The following is a 16,246-nucleotide window of genomic DNA, read 5'->3' on the forward strand; positions in this document are numbered from 1 at the left end:
TACCTATACCTGGCGTTCCGGTGGCGCGGATTCGAGCTGCACTACGGGCGCGCGTCCAGGAACCTGGACCCGTCGGAGAACACCGGCGGATGCCTGGTAATGGTCGATACGGTCGCGCCGTACCACGCAGCGTTCACCGAGGCGATGCGCCGCACGTACGGAAAGGTGCTTGCCAAAGGGCTACCTCGGATAACGCGGTACCGGCCCGGCACCTCACGGTTCACCGTCACAGACCCGTCGGGAAACTCGATCATCTTCATCCAGCGGGACGAGCCGACGGAGGTGGAGTACGGCGGCTCCAAGCAGCTGCAAGGGCTTGCCCGAGTTCTGGACAACGCTCGGATCCTGCGCGAGTTCAAGAACGACGACCGGCATGCCTTCCGAGCACTGAACTCGGGACTGCGCCGCCACGGCGACAGCGCACCGGCCGTGCAGCAGGCAATGGCGCTGGCCGTGCTCATCGAGCTGTCGACGGCACTGGAGGAGTCGGAACGGGTACCGGAGTGGGGCGCCAGGCTTCGGCAACTCAGCCTGACCATGGAGGAGCGTCGTCAGGTCGAGTCCGTCGTCGCCGACCCCACGCTGCTCAAGCGGTGGATGCCCGCCACGGCCTGACTGACGCACCGGCCACCCTGTGACGCCGATGAGGAGGACTCCACAGCGTCATAGCAACACGACCCCGTCACGTTCGTCTGTTGGCCTACACAACGTACGCGGTGGATTTCGCCGGTCCGCCGGTGCGGCCGCATCAGGGGCTCGATGACGCACCGTTCTCGGCAGATGAGGTCGCGGTCGAACGCTCCATCTCAGGGCTCAAGATTCTGCGGCCGTCTCGAGAGCGAGTTAGGCGCGATTCAGAGCGTCTACAAGGTGTGTGAGCGCGGCGATTGCGACGGTGTCGACCCCAACCCCGGTGAGCTCGACGATGCGTCGCCCAACGCGGACCGCCTCGTCCGGGTTTGCCGCCTCATACAGCAGCGGTACCAGGGCGCGTACCGCGGCGCACCTGCCATCGATGTCCTCCAGCAGACGTGGATGCCGTTCGACGAGCTGTGCAACGCGAGTCATGGTTCTACAAGTGGCGGGAGCGTCCGCCGACACCCCGCCAGGACCGTAGGACCAGGCTGGCGGACGCGGTCCGGCGTGTCTTCGACGCCTCGGGTGGCACCTACGGCAGTCCTCGCGTCGGCGACGAGTTACGCGAACAGGGCTGGCGGGTGTCGGACACCACGGTCGCCGAGCTCATGGCCGAGCTGGGCCTGGTCGCCAGAGCGAAGCGGCGCCGGCGTGGGCTGACCCGGCAGGGCAAGCGGCCAGCCGCCCCGGACCTGGTCAAGCGCCGGTTCACCGCGTCCGCGCCTGACGTGGCCTGGTGCGGCGACATGACGGAGATCGTCACCGGTGAGGGCAAGCTCTACCTCGCCACCGTCATCGACCTGTACTCCCGACGCATCCTCGGCTACGCCATGGGCGACCGGCACGACGCCGGCCTGGTCGTCGCCGCGCTGAACATGGCCGCGGTCACCCGCGGCGGCGATGTCGCCGGAGTGATCTTCCACAGCGACAGGGGCAGCGAATACTGCTCGGCCGACTTCGCCAGGGCGTGCGCCCGCTGGAAGGTACGTCAGTCGATGGGCCGGGTCGGCTCGTGCTACGACAACGCCGCGGCCGGCCGAGGCCACCTTCTCCACCCTCAAGGTCGAGGACGTCCACCGCCACCAGTTCCGCACCCGCACCGAGGCCCGACTAAAGATCGCCATCTGGATCACCGACTTCTACAACCGTCGCCGCCGCCATTCCGTCTGCGGCGGACGCTCACCGAACGACTACGAGCGATCGGCAATCCGCGTCCTGGAGGACCAGGCCGCACAACCGAGTCCTCCACGATTCCAGGGGATTGACACGTCTCGCCTCCCCATGGTCCACAAGGGCTCGGCCGCTGGTCAGAGCGTTGGACTGCCGGCAGCCACGTTACGGAGAGACCTACCCACGAGGGGCGGCCGGGTCCCTATCAGCGGTCCGCCGACGCCACCCGGCCCGGCGACAACACCCCCCGGATCATGCGTACGACAGGGGCAGGTAGTCATACCGGACCGAGCGACCGAGCAGTCCCCGGCTGGGGACGATCAAAAAGGTAACGGGGACCAACTTCAGTGGCAGCGGACAGGCGGGCTCGATACGCCGGGATGACCGTCGAGCGCCGCCTGCTTGGGTTCCTCCCGCGACGGGGAGTCTCCTGAAGGCTGGGACGGCCGGATCCGTCGCGCCGATCCACGCGACCCCGGTCTCCCACCTCGCCCCGATCACGACGGTGCCAGCAGCTCCGTGAGGAGCACATCGCGCAGGACGTCGGGTGGATCGAGGAAGGTGAAATGCCCGCCGGGCAGCGTGACGAACCGGGTGTCACCGCACCGGTCCCAGCCCTTCATCTGCTCCGGCCGGACGTCCGCGTCGTCGGTCCAGGAGAGCGCGAGCACGCGACCAGGCAGCCGCGTCGGATCCGGTACGACGTACGCCGCGTTGGCGGCGACGTCGGTCGCCAGCGTGGTGACGGCGAGATCGAGTAGGTCCGGGACCGGTGTACCGCCGAGGTGCCGCACGATCGCGGCCATCTCGACGGTGAGTTCGGCCCGATTCATGCTCAGGAACCGACCGTAGGGTCCGTCCTGGGGAGCGACCTCGGACGAGACGACCACGCACCGCGGTGTCGGGCCGCAGGCGGCGACCAGTTGGGCGGCGACCTCGTATGCGGCGAGCGCCGAGCCACAGTGACCGAAGAAGCCGAACGGGCGGTCCAAGTGTGGACGAAGTGTGGGGATCAGTGCCCCGGCGAGGTCCTGGTACGTGGCGGGAGCAGGTTCCCGGATCCGATTCTCCCGCCCGGGCGGCTGCACCGGGCAGATCTCCAGATCACCGATGAACCTGGGCCACCGGTGGAACATGCTCGCTCCGCAGCCGGAGTACGGCAGGCAGAACAGCCGGGCAGCCGAGTCCGGGGATGGATCGCGCAGCAGCCAGCGAGGCGCCCGGCGGCGTCGGGCGGGCGACGTCACCGCGCACCCCCGGTGCCGGCGGAAGTCCGGCGGGTCACCCGGACCGGCGCGTGAGTGAAACCGGCCGCGAAGGTCGACCGGATGTGCCGCACCCCGTCCACCGGTCGCACCTCCGCCACCCGGGCGAAGAACTCGTCGAACACGGCGGTGAGCATCAGCCGGGCCAGCGCGTAGCCGATGCAGTAGTGCGCCCCGCCGCCCAGCGCGACGTGCCGGTTCGGCTGCCGGTCGGGTACGAAGACGTACGGGTCGACGAAGACGCTCTCGTCGCGGTTGGCGGAGCCGAGCCAGACGACGACCGGTGCGCCCGCCGGCAGCTGAACTCCGCCGAGCTCGGTCTCGCGAGTGGTGTGGCGCAGGAAGTGGTTCGCCGGTGACGCCCAGCGCAGCGCCTCCTCGACCAGCAGGTCGAGGCGTGGACCAGCGGCCGACAACCGGCCGTAGTCACCTGAGCGGGCCAGTTCGAGTAGGGCGGCCGTCGGCACGTTCGGCACGGTCACGGCCGCCCCGAGCAGCAGGCTGTAACAGTTGGACAGTACGGCACCGGGATCGAGGGCGGCACCATCGACCTGTAAGGCCAGCAGGGTACCGATCAGGTCGTCCCCACCCCGTCGCTGTCGTTGCCGGACCTGGTCCTGGAAGTAGGCGAACAGCTCTCGGTGGGCCCGCTGCAAGGTGGCGACGGGCCCACGGGGTAACTGCCACGTCTCGTCGTCGGGTGCGATCGCCATCATCGCCAGCCGGGTGAGCCGGTCCCAGTCGGCGTCCGGCAATCCCATCAGCGTGCTCAGCACCGCGACCGGCAACCGGTTGAAGATCCCTGCGAGGTCGACGACGCCCTCCTCGGGCAGGTCTGACAGCAGGGTGGCGACTCGCGCGCGGATCATCGGCGCGTGCCGGGCGACGGCGGCGGTGTCAAGTTGCCCGTGCAGCGGTGCCCGCATGCGGGTGTGCCGGGGTGGATCGGTCGCGGCGAGTTGCCGGCCGCTGGCCGGGTCCGGCTTGCCCAGCAGGGTCAGCAGAGTCCCCCGCTCCGAGGTGAACGTCTGGTGGTCACGCAGCACGATCCGGACGTCAGCATGCCGGGTGACCGACCAGAATCCGAGTCCTCCGGTGGGTTGCCAGGAGACGGGAGCGTGGGCCCGGGCCCAGCGCCAGGCGGCGTGCGGGTCGTCGGTCGCGTGGATGGTCGGGTCGGCGAGATCGAGCGGAGCCGGTCGGTCGGGGCCTGGCGGGGCGGGGATCAGTCGCACGCGCCGCTCCCGGCACGATTTTCGTCGATCGCGGCGGCCAGGTCGGCCACGGTCGGATCAAGGTAGAGGGTGGCGGCGGGTACGGTCACCCCGAACGTCTGCTCTATCTCGACGAGAAGTTCGGCCGCGAGCAGGGAGTGCCCGCCCAGCTCGAAGAAGTCGTCGTCGACCCCGATCTGGTCCAGGCCCAGGCGGGCCTGCCACAACGTGGCGAGTTGTTCCTCCAATTCGGTCGTGGGGGCACGGTACTCGCTGGACAGGTCGGGGTTACGTGGGCGTACGACAGGAGGGGTCGCACCCGCGCCGACCGGGCCGGTCATACCAGCACTCCGGCCTGCCGGGCCGGCACCGGTCGACAGTCGATCGGCAGCTGGGTGATGCCGTTGATGAAGTTGGAGCGGAGGTGGACCACCGGCCCGGCCACTTCGAAGCCGTCGAGCTGCCCGATCATCTCCGCCAGGAGGATCCGCAGCACGGACTGGGCCGGCGGTGCGCCGATGCAGCGGTGCACGCCCACGCCGAACGCGAGGTGGGGGTTGATGGTGCGGGCCGGGTCGAACCGGTAGGGGTCGGTGAAGATCCGTTCGTCGCGGTTGGCCGCGCCGATCCAGGCGGCGACGAGTTCTCCCGGTCCGAGGTCGACCTCGCCGAGTCGGACCGGGGCGAGGGTCCGGCGGAGCAGGTGGTTGGTCGGCGAAGCCCACCGCAGGGCCTCCTCGACGGCACGCGGGACCAGGTCGGGACGGGCGCGTACGGTGTGCCACGCCTCGGGCCGTTCGGCCAGCGCCAGCACCAGGTGGGCGGCGACCTGCGGGGTCGTGGTGACCGCCCCCATGACGAAGCTGTAGCAGTTCAGCAGCACCTCCTGCTGGTCGAGCCGGCGTCCGCCCACGTCGAGGTGGAGCAGCTCGGAGACGACATCGTCCTGCGGGCGGCGGTGACGGTCCCGGATCACCTCGTTCAGGACGGTGAAGAGTTCCAGGTGGGCGCGGTGCAGGGTAGCGCTCGCCGAACCCGTTGCGTACGCCGGATCGTCCGGCGCGACCCCGGCCATCGCCCACCGGGACACGTCGGACCAGGCGGACTCGGGAATGCCGATGACATCGCCGGCGGCGACCATCGGCAGGGCCAGGGTCAGCTCGGTCCAGTCGGTCACCCCGCCAGCCGCGAGTCGGTCGCGGACGATCCGACGGATGCGGTCGCGGACCCGGGGCGCGTGGCGGCGGGCAGCGTGCATGGACATCAGCGGGATGGTGGGTTGGCGGACCCGAGTGTGGCGGGGTCGGTCCATCAGGTTGATGGTGCGGCCCCCGGCCGGGTCGCCGCCGGTGACGGCGAGGATGGTGCCGTGCTCGGAGCCGTAGTTCTCGTCGTCGAGGAGCACCGCCGTCACGTCGTCGTATCGGGTGACCGACCAGAAGGTGCTGCCGTCGGGGGTCTGCTGCGCCCAGATCGGCGCCTGGTCGCGTAACAGCCGCCAGGCCCCGTGCTGCGAGGAGTCGACGTAGCGTTGGGGGTCGTACAGGTCGATGGTGTCGAGGGTGGGCGGCGGGGTGCTCGCCGGTTCCGCCATCCGCATGGCCAGCGCCTTCCTCAGTGCCGTGGGATGCCCTGCACGGGCATCGAGACGAGTCCGTTGATCCAGTTCGACTGGAGGTGGACCAGCGGTCCGGTCCGGTCGAACCGGGTGTACGCGGCGGCCAGTTCCTCGAAGAGGATGGACAGGGCCAACCGCGACGACGGTGCTCCGACGCAGTAGTGCGGGCCGCCACCGAAGCCGAGGTGACGGTTCGGCGCGCGCTGGATGTCGAAGGTGAACGGGTCGGTGAAGACCGCCGAATCCCGGTTGGCCGACGCGACCCACGCGACCACCCAGTCGCCCTCGGGGATCGACACGCCGCCGATGCTGGTGTCTGCCGTGACCCGACGGACCAGGTGGTGCGTCGGCGAGGTCCACCGGACGCCCTCCTCGACCAGTCCCGCGACGGCGGCGGGGTCGGTGAGCTGCGCCCACACGTCGGGCCGGTCGACGAGCGCGAGCAGGGTGTGGCTGGCCACGTGGGGCGTGGTGGTGTTGGCGCCCAGGATGAAGCTGTAGCAGTTGAGCAGGATCCGCCAGTCCTGGACCGGCGCCTCCCGGTCGTCGAGGGCGTCGAGCGAGATCAGTACGGAGATCAGGTCCTGCCGCGGAGACCGTCGCCGGTCCTGGATCAGCTCGCGGAAGCACGCGAACAGCTCGTGGTGGGCGATCCGCAGGGTCCGGGCCGGTGTCGACGCGAGCGCGTACTCCGGGTCGTCGGGCGCGATGCAGGCCGCCGCCCAGATGGCGATGTCGTCCCAGTAGCGCTCGGGAACGCCCATCAGCTCCCCGGCGATGATCATCGGCAGTCGCCGCATCAACCGCGCGAAGTCCTGCTCACCGTCGTGACAGGGGGCGACGAGGTCGCGTACCCGCTCCCGGATCCGGGGGGCGCGATCCCGTACGACGGCGTGGCCGAGCGCCCGCATCGTCGGGCCCCGGACCGTCCCGTGCCGCGGCGGGTCCATCAGGGTGATGGTCTGCCCGCCCGCCGCGTCGCCGACCCCGACCGAGGCGAGGATCGTCCCCTCCTGCGAGCTGAACGTCTGGTGGTCCTTGATGACGGTCTCGCAGTCCGCGTGCCGGGTGACGCACCAGAAGCCGGTTGCCCCCGGGCGGTCGTGGAACCACACCGGGGCGTTCTGCCGCAGGGTCCGCCAGGTCGCGTGCTGGTCGGCCGTCTGGTAGGCGGCCGGGTCGTACAAGTCGATGTCACCGAGCTCGACAAGCGCCCGGGGGGTGGCGGCGCTCAGCTCCATCGTGCCGCCTCCGGGGTCCGTGCCGACCGGGCGCCGGCCAGGTCGGCGAGGTCGCGTGGGGTCGGACCGCCGAAGAACTCCCCGGCGCTGATCTCCACGCCGACGCTCCGGAGGCGCTCGAGGAGCCAGACGCTGCGCAGCGAGTCACCGCCGAGTTCGAAGAAGTCGTCGTCGACGCCGACCTGGTCGAGTTCGAGCACCTCGGCGCTGACCTCGCAGAGCAGCCGTTGCAGGTCGGTGGCGGGCGCGCAGTAGTCCGGCAGGCCGGGCAGGTCGGCACGGGCGGTCCACGGTGCGGGCAGCCGGGACCGGTCCGGTTTGCCGTTGGGGTCCAGCGGCGGGTCCTCGAGGAGGACCAGGGTCGCCGGCATCAGGTAGCCGGGCAGCCGCTCGCCGAGCCAGGCCCGCAGGGCGAAGGTGTTTACCTGCCGGCCCGGGTGGGGCACCGCGTAGGCGGCGATCCGCTTCTCCTCGGCGTTGGTGCTGACCGCCACCGAGAGAGCATCGGCCAGGTCCGGGTGGCGCCGCAGAACCGCCTCGATCTCGCCCAGCTCGACCCGGAAGCCGCGGATCTTGACCTGCCGGTCGAGCCGTCCGTGGAAGTCGAGGGCGCCGTCGGGACGGCGGGCGCCCCGGTCCCCGGTGCGGTACATGCGCCGGCCCGGCTCAGGGCTGAACGGATCCGGCAGGAAGCGCTCGGCGGTCAGCTCCGGCTGACCGTGGTAGCCGCGGGCGATCCCGACGCCGCCGAGGACGATCTCGCCGATCTCGCCGTCGGGGACCGGCCGCAACTGCGGGTCGAGCACCCGCCAGTGCATGCCGGCCAGCGGCGTCCCGATCGGCACCCGGTCTGGCGTGGGCGCGGTGACGGCGTGCAGGGAGGCGAAGACAGTCGTCTCGGTCGGCCCGTACGCCGCGTAGAGGCGGGTCCGGCGGGCGGCCTCGGCCACGTACTCCGGCGACAACACATCACCACCGGCGATCAGGCATCCGACGCTGTCCAGGGCGGCCGGGTCGTAGCGGGCGATCAGGTGGAACAGCCCGGTGGTCAGGAAGAGCCAGTCGGGCCGCCAGCGGCGTATCTGGGCGGCGAGCTCGGCGACACCCACGACGGTCGTGTCGAACAGCACAAGCGTCCCGCCCCGGCACAGCGCTCCCCAGATCTCGAAGGTCGAGGCATCGAATGACGTCGGCGCGAGCTGGGCCACCACATCTCCCGGCGCGATGGCGATCCGTGGTTCGGTGGTGACCAGCTCGGTGACGCTGGCGTGGTCGACCACCACCCCCTTGGGGCGGCCGGTGGACCCGGAGGTGTAGATCAGGTACGCGGCGCCGTCCGGCGTCGCATCGACCGGAGGCGTGCGCACGCCGTCGGCCGGGTCGTACGAGTCCTGGTCGTCGATGCGGAGCACGGGTGGCGAGTCGGCGGGCAGCTTGTCGGCGTGGGCGGCGTCGGTGACCACCAGGGTGGCGTGGGAGTCGGTGAGGATGAATCGTTGCCGCTCGACGGGGTAGGCCGGATCCAGCGGCACGTAGTACCCGCCGGCCCGCAGCACCGCGAGCATCGTCACGACCAGCTCCGGGCCCCGGGGCAGCACGACCGCCACCGCCGTCTCGAGGCTTACCCCGTGCTCGGCCAGCCGCGCGGCGAGCTGGTCGGCGCGGGCGGACAGTTCGCCGTAGCGCATCTCGTCCGCCCCGTAGCGGATCGCGGGCGCGTCGGGGGCGACGTGCACCCAGTGCGCGACGAGCTGCGTGATGGTCGTCCGCAGATCAGGCCGGACGGGGTGGGGAAGCAAGCTGGTCACGGTTCACCGCCAAGGGGTCGTGGGGCGCCGGGCAGAGCGTCGGCGAGGAAGCGCGCGGGGGACGGATGCAGGGTCACCATTGCCGGGTCACCGCGGCCAGGGTCTGGACGGCCGGCCCGATGGCACCGATGACGTCGTCCGGCATCGGTGCGTCGAGGGCCGCCGCCGGCAACTGCGCGCTCTGGGCCAGCAGCCGTACCCGCACCGGGGTATTGGCCGGGACGTCGAGCTGGACCTCGGTGCCCTCGACGGGCGCGCCGACGACGGTGAACCCCCACCGCCAGCCGGCGTCAGACCAGCGGTTGACGCCGCCGGCGAGCGGTCGCCCGGCGACCCGCGCGGCGCGGACCTCGCCGTCGACGTACACGCCGATGCGGTTGGCGGCGGCGTCGGTGCTACCCACGCGGAACGTGACCGTCCGGGTGGTGCCGGCGGTGCGGTCCGCGGCGACGGTGGTCCACGGCTCGACCACCGGAACGACCCGGGCTGGGCCGCTGCGGTAGGTCGGCGAGTAGAGCAGCGGCAGCGATCTGTCGGGGGCGGTCGGTCGGCCGCCGACGTAGCGGTCGACGAAGGTGTTCGGTGCGGGGTAGGGGCTCAGCCAGGTGGCGATGCCGGCATCGGCATCCCAGGAGTAGATGAGCGACACCTGCCGGGGGTGCCGGTCGTCAGAGGGATCGGTGACCGCGTCACCGACGCCGACGGCCAGTCCCGACACCGCCAGCAGCGCGACCGCCGCGACGCGCAGCCGACGTGCGGCGGGCCGCTGGGGTGCCTCACCACCGTCGGCCTGCCCGACCGGCGGCAGCCCCGGACCGGCGCGCGGATCGAGCAGGACGGCGACCGCTGCCACCAGGAGGCCGAGCGCGGCCATCGGTACGGCGACCAGGGAGAGCCCGGTGGTCGGAAAGAGCAGCAGCGTCGGCGGCAGCCAGGTAGCGAGCGTCACGGCCGCCGCAGCGGCCCCGGCGAGCCACCGTGGGTGGACGCCGCCCCGGTGGCCGACTGCGAGGGCGGCGGTCCCCGCGCCGGCGGGTAGCAGGAACAGGTAAGCGGCGCCGGGGGCGGCGATCAGGGCGGCGGCACCGACCAGGGTGGCGAGGACGAGCCCGGCGGCGAGTACTTCGGGTCCGCGCGCTGCGCGGCGGACCAGGCTGGTGACGGCGAGGGCGATCGCGGCGGCGGCGACCGCGAAGCCGGTGTACGCCAGGAGGGGCGTGTAGGGGTCACCGAGCACGAAACCGACCAGGTCGGGCCGCAGGTGTATCGCTGTCCACCAGCCGGCGGCCCCGGCCAGGCCGGCGGCCGGCGGCACGCCGATCAGACCGGCGGCGGCGAGCGCCACCCGGCTGGCCCGGAGTTGCCCGCGCCGGGCGGCGACGACCACGGCCGACGCGACGAGAGCTGCCACCAGGAGCCCCAGACCGTACGCCGCCGTGGTGGGCAGCACGACGAGCCGGTCGAAGACGGGGAAGTAGGTCGAAGGACCGGCACCGAGTACGGCGGGCAGATCGGTGCGCGCGAGTCGGCGTACCGCCGGCAGCACGGAGTCTCCCATGTCCTGCAGGGTCGCCGGATCGACGGCGGACAGATCGTCGCGAGCGGTGTCGTAGCGGGCTGAACCCGTTACAGGAGCGACGTTCAGGCCGGTGTAGCCGGCGGCCCGGAACACGCTGAAATCAGTCTCGTGCGGGAGGATCCGGTAGACGAGCTCCGCGAGAGAGGTGGCCACGGCGGCGTTGCTGTGGAGCGCCCGGGCCATGGCGAGGTTGTCGTCTCCGCTCTCGAACATCACGACCGGGCCGGACTGCCCGCGTGACTCCAGGTTGACGATCGCGGTCGAGGCCGGGTCCGGCAGCAGCCCTGTGTCGAGTGCCGCTGCGGCGCCGAGCAGCCCCGCCTCCTCGCCGTCGGTGAATATCAGGCGGACGTCGTTGGCCGGGGGTGGGCCGGCGAGGAGGGCTCGCGCGATCTCCAGGGCGGTGGCGACACCCAGGCCGTTGTCCGAGGCGCCGGGGCCACCGGGCACTGAGTCGTAGTGCGCGACGAGCACGACGGTTCCCCGCGCGTCCCGGCCGGGAATCGTGGCGGACAGGTTCTGTACCCGTCCACAGGCGGGTTCGGCGGGACCGGGACGGCAGACGTCGGCGACGTGACTGGTCGGGCTGACGCCGAGGCCGGTGAGAGTCTGGGCCAGGTAATCGCGGGCCGCCTCGGCGCCGGGGCTGCCGGTGGGGCGGGGGGCGGTGGCGACGGCGCGGATGTGGGCCATCGCGCGCTCGGCGGAGAACTGGTTGTCGGGCGTCGAGGACGGCATCGGTCCCGGAGTCGCCACGGACGCCAACGCGGACCAAGCGGCGGCCAGCAGCAGTGCGGCGCCCACCACGGGGGCGCCCCGCGACACCTTCAGCACGACCACCTCCTCGCCGAGCGCGTCGACATCCGGCTTGCCGGATCGCTGTGTGGTCCCATTGTCTAGCAGAACAATTTAGGCCGCGCAATGGTCTCGGAATGCTTCTCGAGGACGGCGTTCCGCACGGACTCTATTGAAGACTGAGATGTTGCCCGGCCGGTGAGCCTGTCGTGGCTTGCCGTGAGCAATCGACCCCGTGGTGTGATTTCGCGTGCCGGGCAGAGGTTTCCGGGTGGGCGCAGAAATTTAACGCCGATGGTGCGTTGCCAGACCCATCCGGCGGGGCTACTCTTCGCCAATGTCGCTGCTGGGAACCCGCTCGACGCGGCGCCGTTCTCCGTCATACGCGCAGGTGGCATGGCTGCCTCGTCGCTCGTCGGGTGGTTCGCTGTCGTTGTCGTGCCGGTGCTTTAAGTGGCGATCGCGGGCCATGCAAGCGGACGCCCGAAGGTTGGCATAAATGTGCCAAGTTTATTCCAGGGAACGGTTACGGAATGAAAGCAGTCAACCTCGGAGTGGAATTAGGGCCGCAATCTACCGACCGCGACGTGGCCTCCTCCGCTCCACCCGTCGCGCAGCTAACGAGATTTTCGTCCGTGGCGCGGTCGCGGACACCCGAATTCCGGCGGGAGCCATTCCTGGACGCCCGCGGCGAGCAGGTCCCGTTCCATTCGACCCGAGGAGGGAAGTCATAGCCCCGGCAGGAGCCACCGCCGACCAGATGGGCACCGGGCCCTCGACCGACGCGCCCTCGTCCCGGGGCCGGAGCTTCGGCTTCCTGCTCGCCGGGCAGTCCATCTCGGCCCTCGGTGACGCGTTCGCCAACGTGGCCATGCCGCTGCTCGTCCTGGCCAGCACCGGATCGGCCACCCAGATGGGTATCGTCGCCGGTCTGTCCATGGTGGCGCAGCTGGTCGGTGGGGTCCTGGCCGGACCGATCGTCGACCAGGTAGACCGACGCCGGTTGTTGATGGCCTGCGACTGGGCGCAGTTCGCTCTCGCCGGCTCGGTTCCGCTGGTCTGGTGGGTCGTCCCGGCGCCCGTCTGGGACCGGTACGGCATCTGGCTCATCTACGCCGTGGTCGTGGCCAGCAGCATCGCGGTGAGCCTCTCCACGGTCGGCCTGCGCGCGATCATGCCGCAGATCGTCGGCCGGGATCGCCTGGTGCGGGCCAACGGGCAACTGATCACCCTCGGCGAGGTGGCGTACGGTGTCGGGCCCGCGCTCGCCGGAGTCGTCATCGCGGCGACCAGCGAGGCCGGCGCGATCGGCATCAACGCCCTGACCTTCGGTGTGTCGGCGCTCGCCTGGGCCTTCGTCCGTCCGCGTATCGCCGCCCGGATCACGGCCGGCGCGGTCGACGAGGCCACCTCGGTGCCCCTGGCCGGACGCCTCGCCGGCCTCCGGTTCGTCCTGGCCCACCCGTTCCTGCGGCACCTGGTCGCCCTCGAACTGGTCAACGGCATGCTCATCGCCGGCACCACCATGCTGTTCATCTACTACCTGCGCACCGATCTGGGTGTCGGGAGTGGTCAGATCGGCCTGCTGCTGAGCCTGGCCAGCGTCGGTGCGGTCCTGGCGGCGGTCAGCACCGGCGCGCTGCGGCGACTCCTCGGCGTCGGGCGGGCGTGGCTGCTGAGTGTGGCCGTGCAGGGGGTCGCGCTGGCCGCCGTCAGCCTCGGTGGCTCGGTGTGGGTGGTGGCTCCGCTCGCCGTCGTCTTCGCGTTCGGGCAGGTGGTGGCCGCGATTCTCGGCACCACACTGCGGCAGGAGATCACCCCCGATCCGCTGCTGGGCCGGGTCTCGGCCGCCGTGTTGACCGTTTTCCTCGCCACCGAGGCGCTGGGCATCGTCCTGGTCAGCGCCGCCGCCGACCTGTTCGCCACGACGACGGTCTTCGTGGTGATCGGGTCGCTCAACCTCCTGGTGGTGCTGGTCGGCCTCGGCACCCCGCTGTGGCGTACCCGATCGATACGTCAGGAGGCATCGTGACGCCCACCGGGCTCCCCCCGCACCTGGCCGACCTGGCCTCCGACGAGTGGGCGATCTGGCGCTGGTCCTGCCTCCGCTCCGCGGGTTTCCCGCTGACCCGGCTGGCCGCCCTCTCCGACGCTCCGGCGGCAGCCGCCGCCGACCGGCTCAACGACGCGCGCGACGACGAACGGCAGGCCTACCTCCGGGCGCTGGCCGTCGTCCGGGGTTGCCTCGACGACCTGCGCGAGGCCGACGACTGGGACTCACCGCGGCGTCGCCCGCTACTGAGGGCCATGAAGGCGTTGCGCCGCGGCAGGTCGCTGCCGGAAGGTATTCCGACGGACATCGTCGCCGCGGCCGACGTCCACGATGCCGCCCGGCGGGCCGTCGGCCGCGCCAGGGCCGAGCTCGAACGCACCTGGGTCGAGGCGCGGGCCCGGACCTCCGCCGCCACCGCCGATCTGGTCGCCGACGACCGGATCGCCGAGGCGATCGTCTGGCAGAACCGGGAGGCGTTCCAGACCGTCGTCGCCCCGCTGCGGCGCGACGGGACCGGCGGGTCGTACAACCAGACCCGGCGGCGGCGTGAGGAACTCATCGCCCGCTACGCGCAGCGCTACTGCGCCAAGAACGACAGCATCGGCTACTTCGGTCCGATCAGTTGGGCTCGTTTTCTCGACACCGGGCCGGCGCTGACCGCCGTGTCCGGTCCGGGACTGATCCGGGACCGCCGGGTCAACTGCGAGCAGTGGGGGATCGACGCGCTGGCCGAGGCGATCGGAGGGCTCCCGAACGCCCGGCGGTGGGCCCGCCCACGCCTGCTGCCCTTCGCGCACCGCACCGAGGACGTCGTGCAGCCCTCCGGCTCACCCCCGATCCACCTGTCGCCGGGGCAGGCCGCCGCCCTGGCCGCGTGCGACGGCAAGCGGTCGGCCCGCGACGTGGCCGCCCTGGCCCTGGCCGCCGAAGACCCGACACTGCGGGACGAGGAGGAGGTGTACGCCTTCCTCGCCGATCTGACGAACCGGGGAATCACGGAATGGCATCTGGAGGTGCCCTTCGTCACCGCCCCCGAGCGTGAACTGTCCGCCCTGCTGGACGGGATCGACGACGACCGTCTCCAGCCGGTCGCCCGGCGGATGCTCCAGGTCTACCAGAGCGCGATCGGCGCGGTCGCCGCCAGCGCCGGCACGGTCGAGCCGCTCTACCGCAGCCTGGAGACAGCGGACCGGATCTTCACCCGGCTCACCGGTCAACCCGCCGTACGCGGACACGGGCAGATGTACGCCGCCCGGGCGATCGTCTACGAGGACTGCACACGCGACCTCGACGTCGAACTCGGCCCGGAGATCCGCACCGAACTGGGCGTCGCGCTCGTGCCCCTGCTGCAGAGTCTGCGCTGGTTCAGCGTGCGGGCCGCCCAACTGGCGCACACCGGACTGCTCGAGCTCTTCCACGAGCTGCGGGCGGACGGACCGGAGACCTACGTGCCCGCCGCCCGGTTGTGGCAGGTGCTGCCACGGCTCTTCCCCGGCCTCGGCAGCGACCGGCAACAAGCCGCCCCCTTCGTCACCGACCTGCGGGACGAGTTCCAGCGCCGCTGGGAACAGGTGCTCGACCTCGACTCGGGACAGCGGGTCGTCCAACGCGACGCCGCCTCGGTGCGGGCGGCCGTGGCGCGAGTCTTCCCCGCCGAACGTCCAGGCTGGGGCTACGCGCGCTACCACAGCCCGGACGTCCTTGTCGCCGCAGCAGACGTCGCAGCCGTCGAACGCGGCGAGTACACCCTCGTGCTCGGCGAGATGCACGCGGCCAACAACACCCTCGCCGCCGCCGGGTTCGCCGACAATCACACAGCCCCGGGCGAGCTGTCCGAGTACGTCGCCTGGGATCTGCCCACCCGGGTGGTGGCCACCGTCGCGCCCCGGGTGTGGCCCGGCGTCACCTCCAGCACCCGCGACGCCCTGCGACGCCCGACCGACGTCCAACTGCTGATGTCCCACGAGTTCGCCGAGCCGTCGGTGCCGGTCGAGAACCAGGTCGCGATCAGCGACCTGGTCATCGAGGAGATCGACGGCGTGTTGCGGGCCCGTACCTTCGACCGGCGGGTCGACCTGCCGGCGGTGGAACTGGTCGGCGAGTTGCTCTCCACGAACGTCGTCGACGTGTTCGGCCTGAGCACCGGTCGGTCGCACACCCCCCGCGTGCAGATCGGCCGGCTGGTGGCGCAGCGCGAATCCTGGCGCTTTCCGCTGGCCGAGCTGCGTCACCTCACCGGCGACGGCGAGGTGGACCGGTTCGTCGCGTCGCGCGGGTTCGCCCGGCACCACGGCCTGCCGGAGCGGGTCTTCGTCAAGCTCCCCACCGAGCAGAAGCCGCTCTACCTCGACTTCACCAGCCCGATCCTGGTCAACATCATGGTCAAGGGGCTGCGCCGCGCCCTCGAGCACGGGCCGGTCGACGGCTCCGCGACGTTCACCGAGATGCTGCCCACCGGTTCGCAGTCCTGGCTACGCGACGGCGACCAGCAGCCGTACACCAGTGAGTTCCGCACCGTGATCGTCGACCTTGCCGGCCGCGACGAGCCGGCGGCGGACGCCCCGGCGCGCGGCTGACGACGAGACCCGACCCGCACCGGAAGCCGACAGAGAGGACAGCAGCGCATGGAACCCGACGAGGACCTCACGATCTACCGCGCAGTGGTCAACGACGAAGAGCAGTACTCCATCTGGCCGGCCGATCGGGACCTTCCCCCGGGGTGGCGGGACGCCGGACGGACCGGCCCGAAGGCGGACTGCCTGGCGTACATCGCCGAGGTGTGGACCGACATGCGCCCGTTGAGCCTGCGCCGCAGGCTCGCGGCGCAGAGCGGCGAGTAGTCGGACGGACAGCACGTGGACGCGAGG

Annotated in this window: 11 protein-coding genes and 2 pseudogenes; 6 read left to right on the forward strand and 7 right to left on the reverse strand. The window is 71.4% G+C overall.

Annotation, left to right across the window (positions count from 1 at the left end; translation table 11 throughout):
• From GA0070215_RS26445 to GA0070215_RS29925, 3 genes and pseudogenes are all read left to right on the forward strand, one after another.
• The coding region (locus GA0070215_RS26445; RefSeq protein ID WP_091051200.1) for a VOC family protein at positions 1–615 on the forward strand (615 nt) is incomplete at its 5' end.
• Between the two features lie 437 nt (positions 616–1,052).
• Positions 1,053–1,658: pseudogene (locus GA0070215_RS26450) on the forward strand (IS3 family transposase); the annotation flags it as partial.
• 76 nt (positions 1,659–1,734) lie between these two features.
• Positions 1,735–2,190 (forward strand): annotated as a pseudogene (locus tag GA0070215_RS29925) (hypothetical protein); the annotation flags it as partial.
• Between the two features lie 113 nt (positions 2,191–2,303).
• Here the strand turns inward: GA0070215_RS29925 and GA0070215_RS26455 are convergent.
• The 7 genes from GA0070215_RS26455 to GA0070215_RS26485 form a co-directional block, all read right to left on the reverse strand.
• Positions 2,304–3,053 (reverse strand): thioesterase II family protein, encoded by a 750-nt coding sequence (locus GA0070215_RS26455; protein ID WP_091051208.1) that lies wholly within the window; start codon positions 3,051–3,053, stop codon positions 2,304–2,306.
• Positions 3,050–4,306: a cytochrome P450 gene (locus GA0070215_RS26460; protein ID WP_091051212.1), complete on the reverse strand. Its 1,257-nt coding sequence runs from the start codon at positions 4,304–4,306 to the stop codon at positions 3,050–3,052. The genes GA0070215_RS26455 and GA0070215_RS26460 overlap by 4 nt, the downstream gene beginning before the upstream one ends.
• Entirely contained in the window at positions 4,297–4,626 is a 330-nt protein-coding gene (locus GA0070215_RS26465; protein WP_091051216.1) for an acyl carrier protein, read from the reverse strand. The genes GA0070215_RS26460 and GA0070215_RS26465 overlap by 10 nt, the downstream gene beginning before the upstream one ends.
• The gene (locus tag GA0070215_RS26470; protein WP_018789038.1) at positions 4,623–5,885 is read right to left on the reverse strand and encodes a cytochrome P450; all 1,263 of its coding nucleotides are present in this window, start codon (positions 5,883–5,885) and stop codon (positions 4,623–4,625) included. The genes GA0070215_RS26465 and GA0070215_RS26470 overlap by 4 nt, the downstream gene beginning before the upstream one ends.
• 14 nt (positions 5,886–5,899) lie before the next feature.
• Positions 5,900–7,144 carry a cytochrome P450 gene (locus GA0070215_RS26475; RefSeq protein WP_091051218.1) on the reverse strand — a complete coding sequence of 415 codons (1,245 nt, stop codon included), beginning with the start codon at positions 7,142–7,144 and terminating at the stop codon, positions 5,900–5,902.
• Positions 7,135–8,952, reverse strand: coding sequence for a non-ribosomal peptide synthetase (locus GA0070215_RS26480; RefSeq protein WP_091051222.1), 1,818 nt, complete (start codon positions 8,950–8,952; stop codon positions 7,135–7,137). The genes GA0070215_RS26475 and GA0070215_RS26480 overlap by 10 nt, the downstream gene beginning before the upstream one ends.
• Before the next feature lie 73 nt (positions 8,953–9,025).
• On the reverse strand, positions 9,026–11,365 hold the full coding sequence (locus tag GA0070215_RS26485) for a M20/M25/M40 family metallo-hydrolase (protein ID WP_141708256.1): 2,340 nt from the start codon (positions 11,363–11,365) through the stop codon (positions 9,026–9,028).
• A gap of 721 nt (positions 11,366–12,086) precedes the next feature.
• Here GA0070215_RS26485 and GA0070215_RS26490 point away from each other — a divergent pair.
• Genes GA0070215_RS26490 through GA0070215_RS26500 form a run of 3 tightly spaced genes read left to right on the forward strand, consistent with a single transcriptional unit; the run spans position 12,087 to position 16,219 of the window.
• Complete coding sequence (locus GA0070215_RS26490; RefSeq protein ID WP_167361584.1) at positions 12,087–13,358, forward strand: MFS transporter; 1,272 nt, start codon at positions 12,087–12,089, stop codon at positions 13,356–13,358.
• Positions 13,355–15,955, forward strand: coding sequence for a lantibiotic dehydratase (locus GA0070215_RS26495; RefSeq protein ID WP_091051233.1), 2,601 nt, complete (start codon positions 13,355–13,357; stop codon positions 15,953–15,955). The genes GA0070215_RS26490 and GA0070215_RS26495 overlap by 4 nt, the downstream gene beginning before the upstream one ends.
• A gap of 48 nt (positions 15,956–16,003) precedes the next feature.
• Complete coding sequence (locus GA0070215_RS26500; protein ID WP_091051239.1) at positions 16,004–16,219, forward strand: MbtH family protein; 216 nt, start codon at positions 16,004–16,006, stop codon at positions 16,217–16,219.
• The last annotated feature ends 27 nt before the right edge of the window (positions 16,220–16,246 follow it).

Origin of the sequence: Micromonospora marina (assembly GCF_900091565.1) — a bacterium.
Taxonomy (GTDB): Bacteria; Actinomycetota; Actinomycetes; order Mycobacteriales; family Micromonosporaceae; genus Micromonospora; species Micromonospora marina.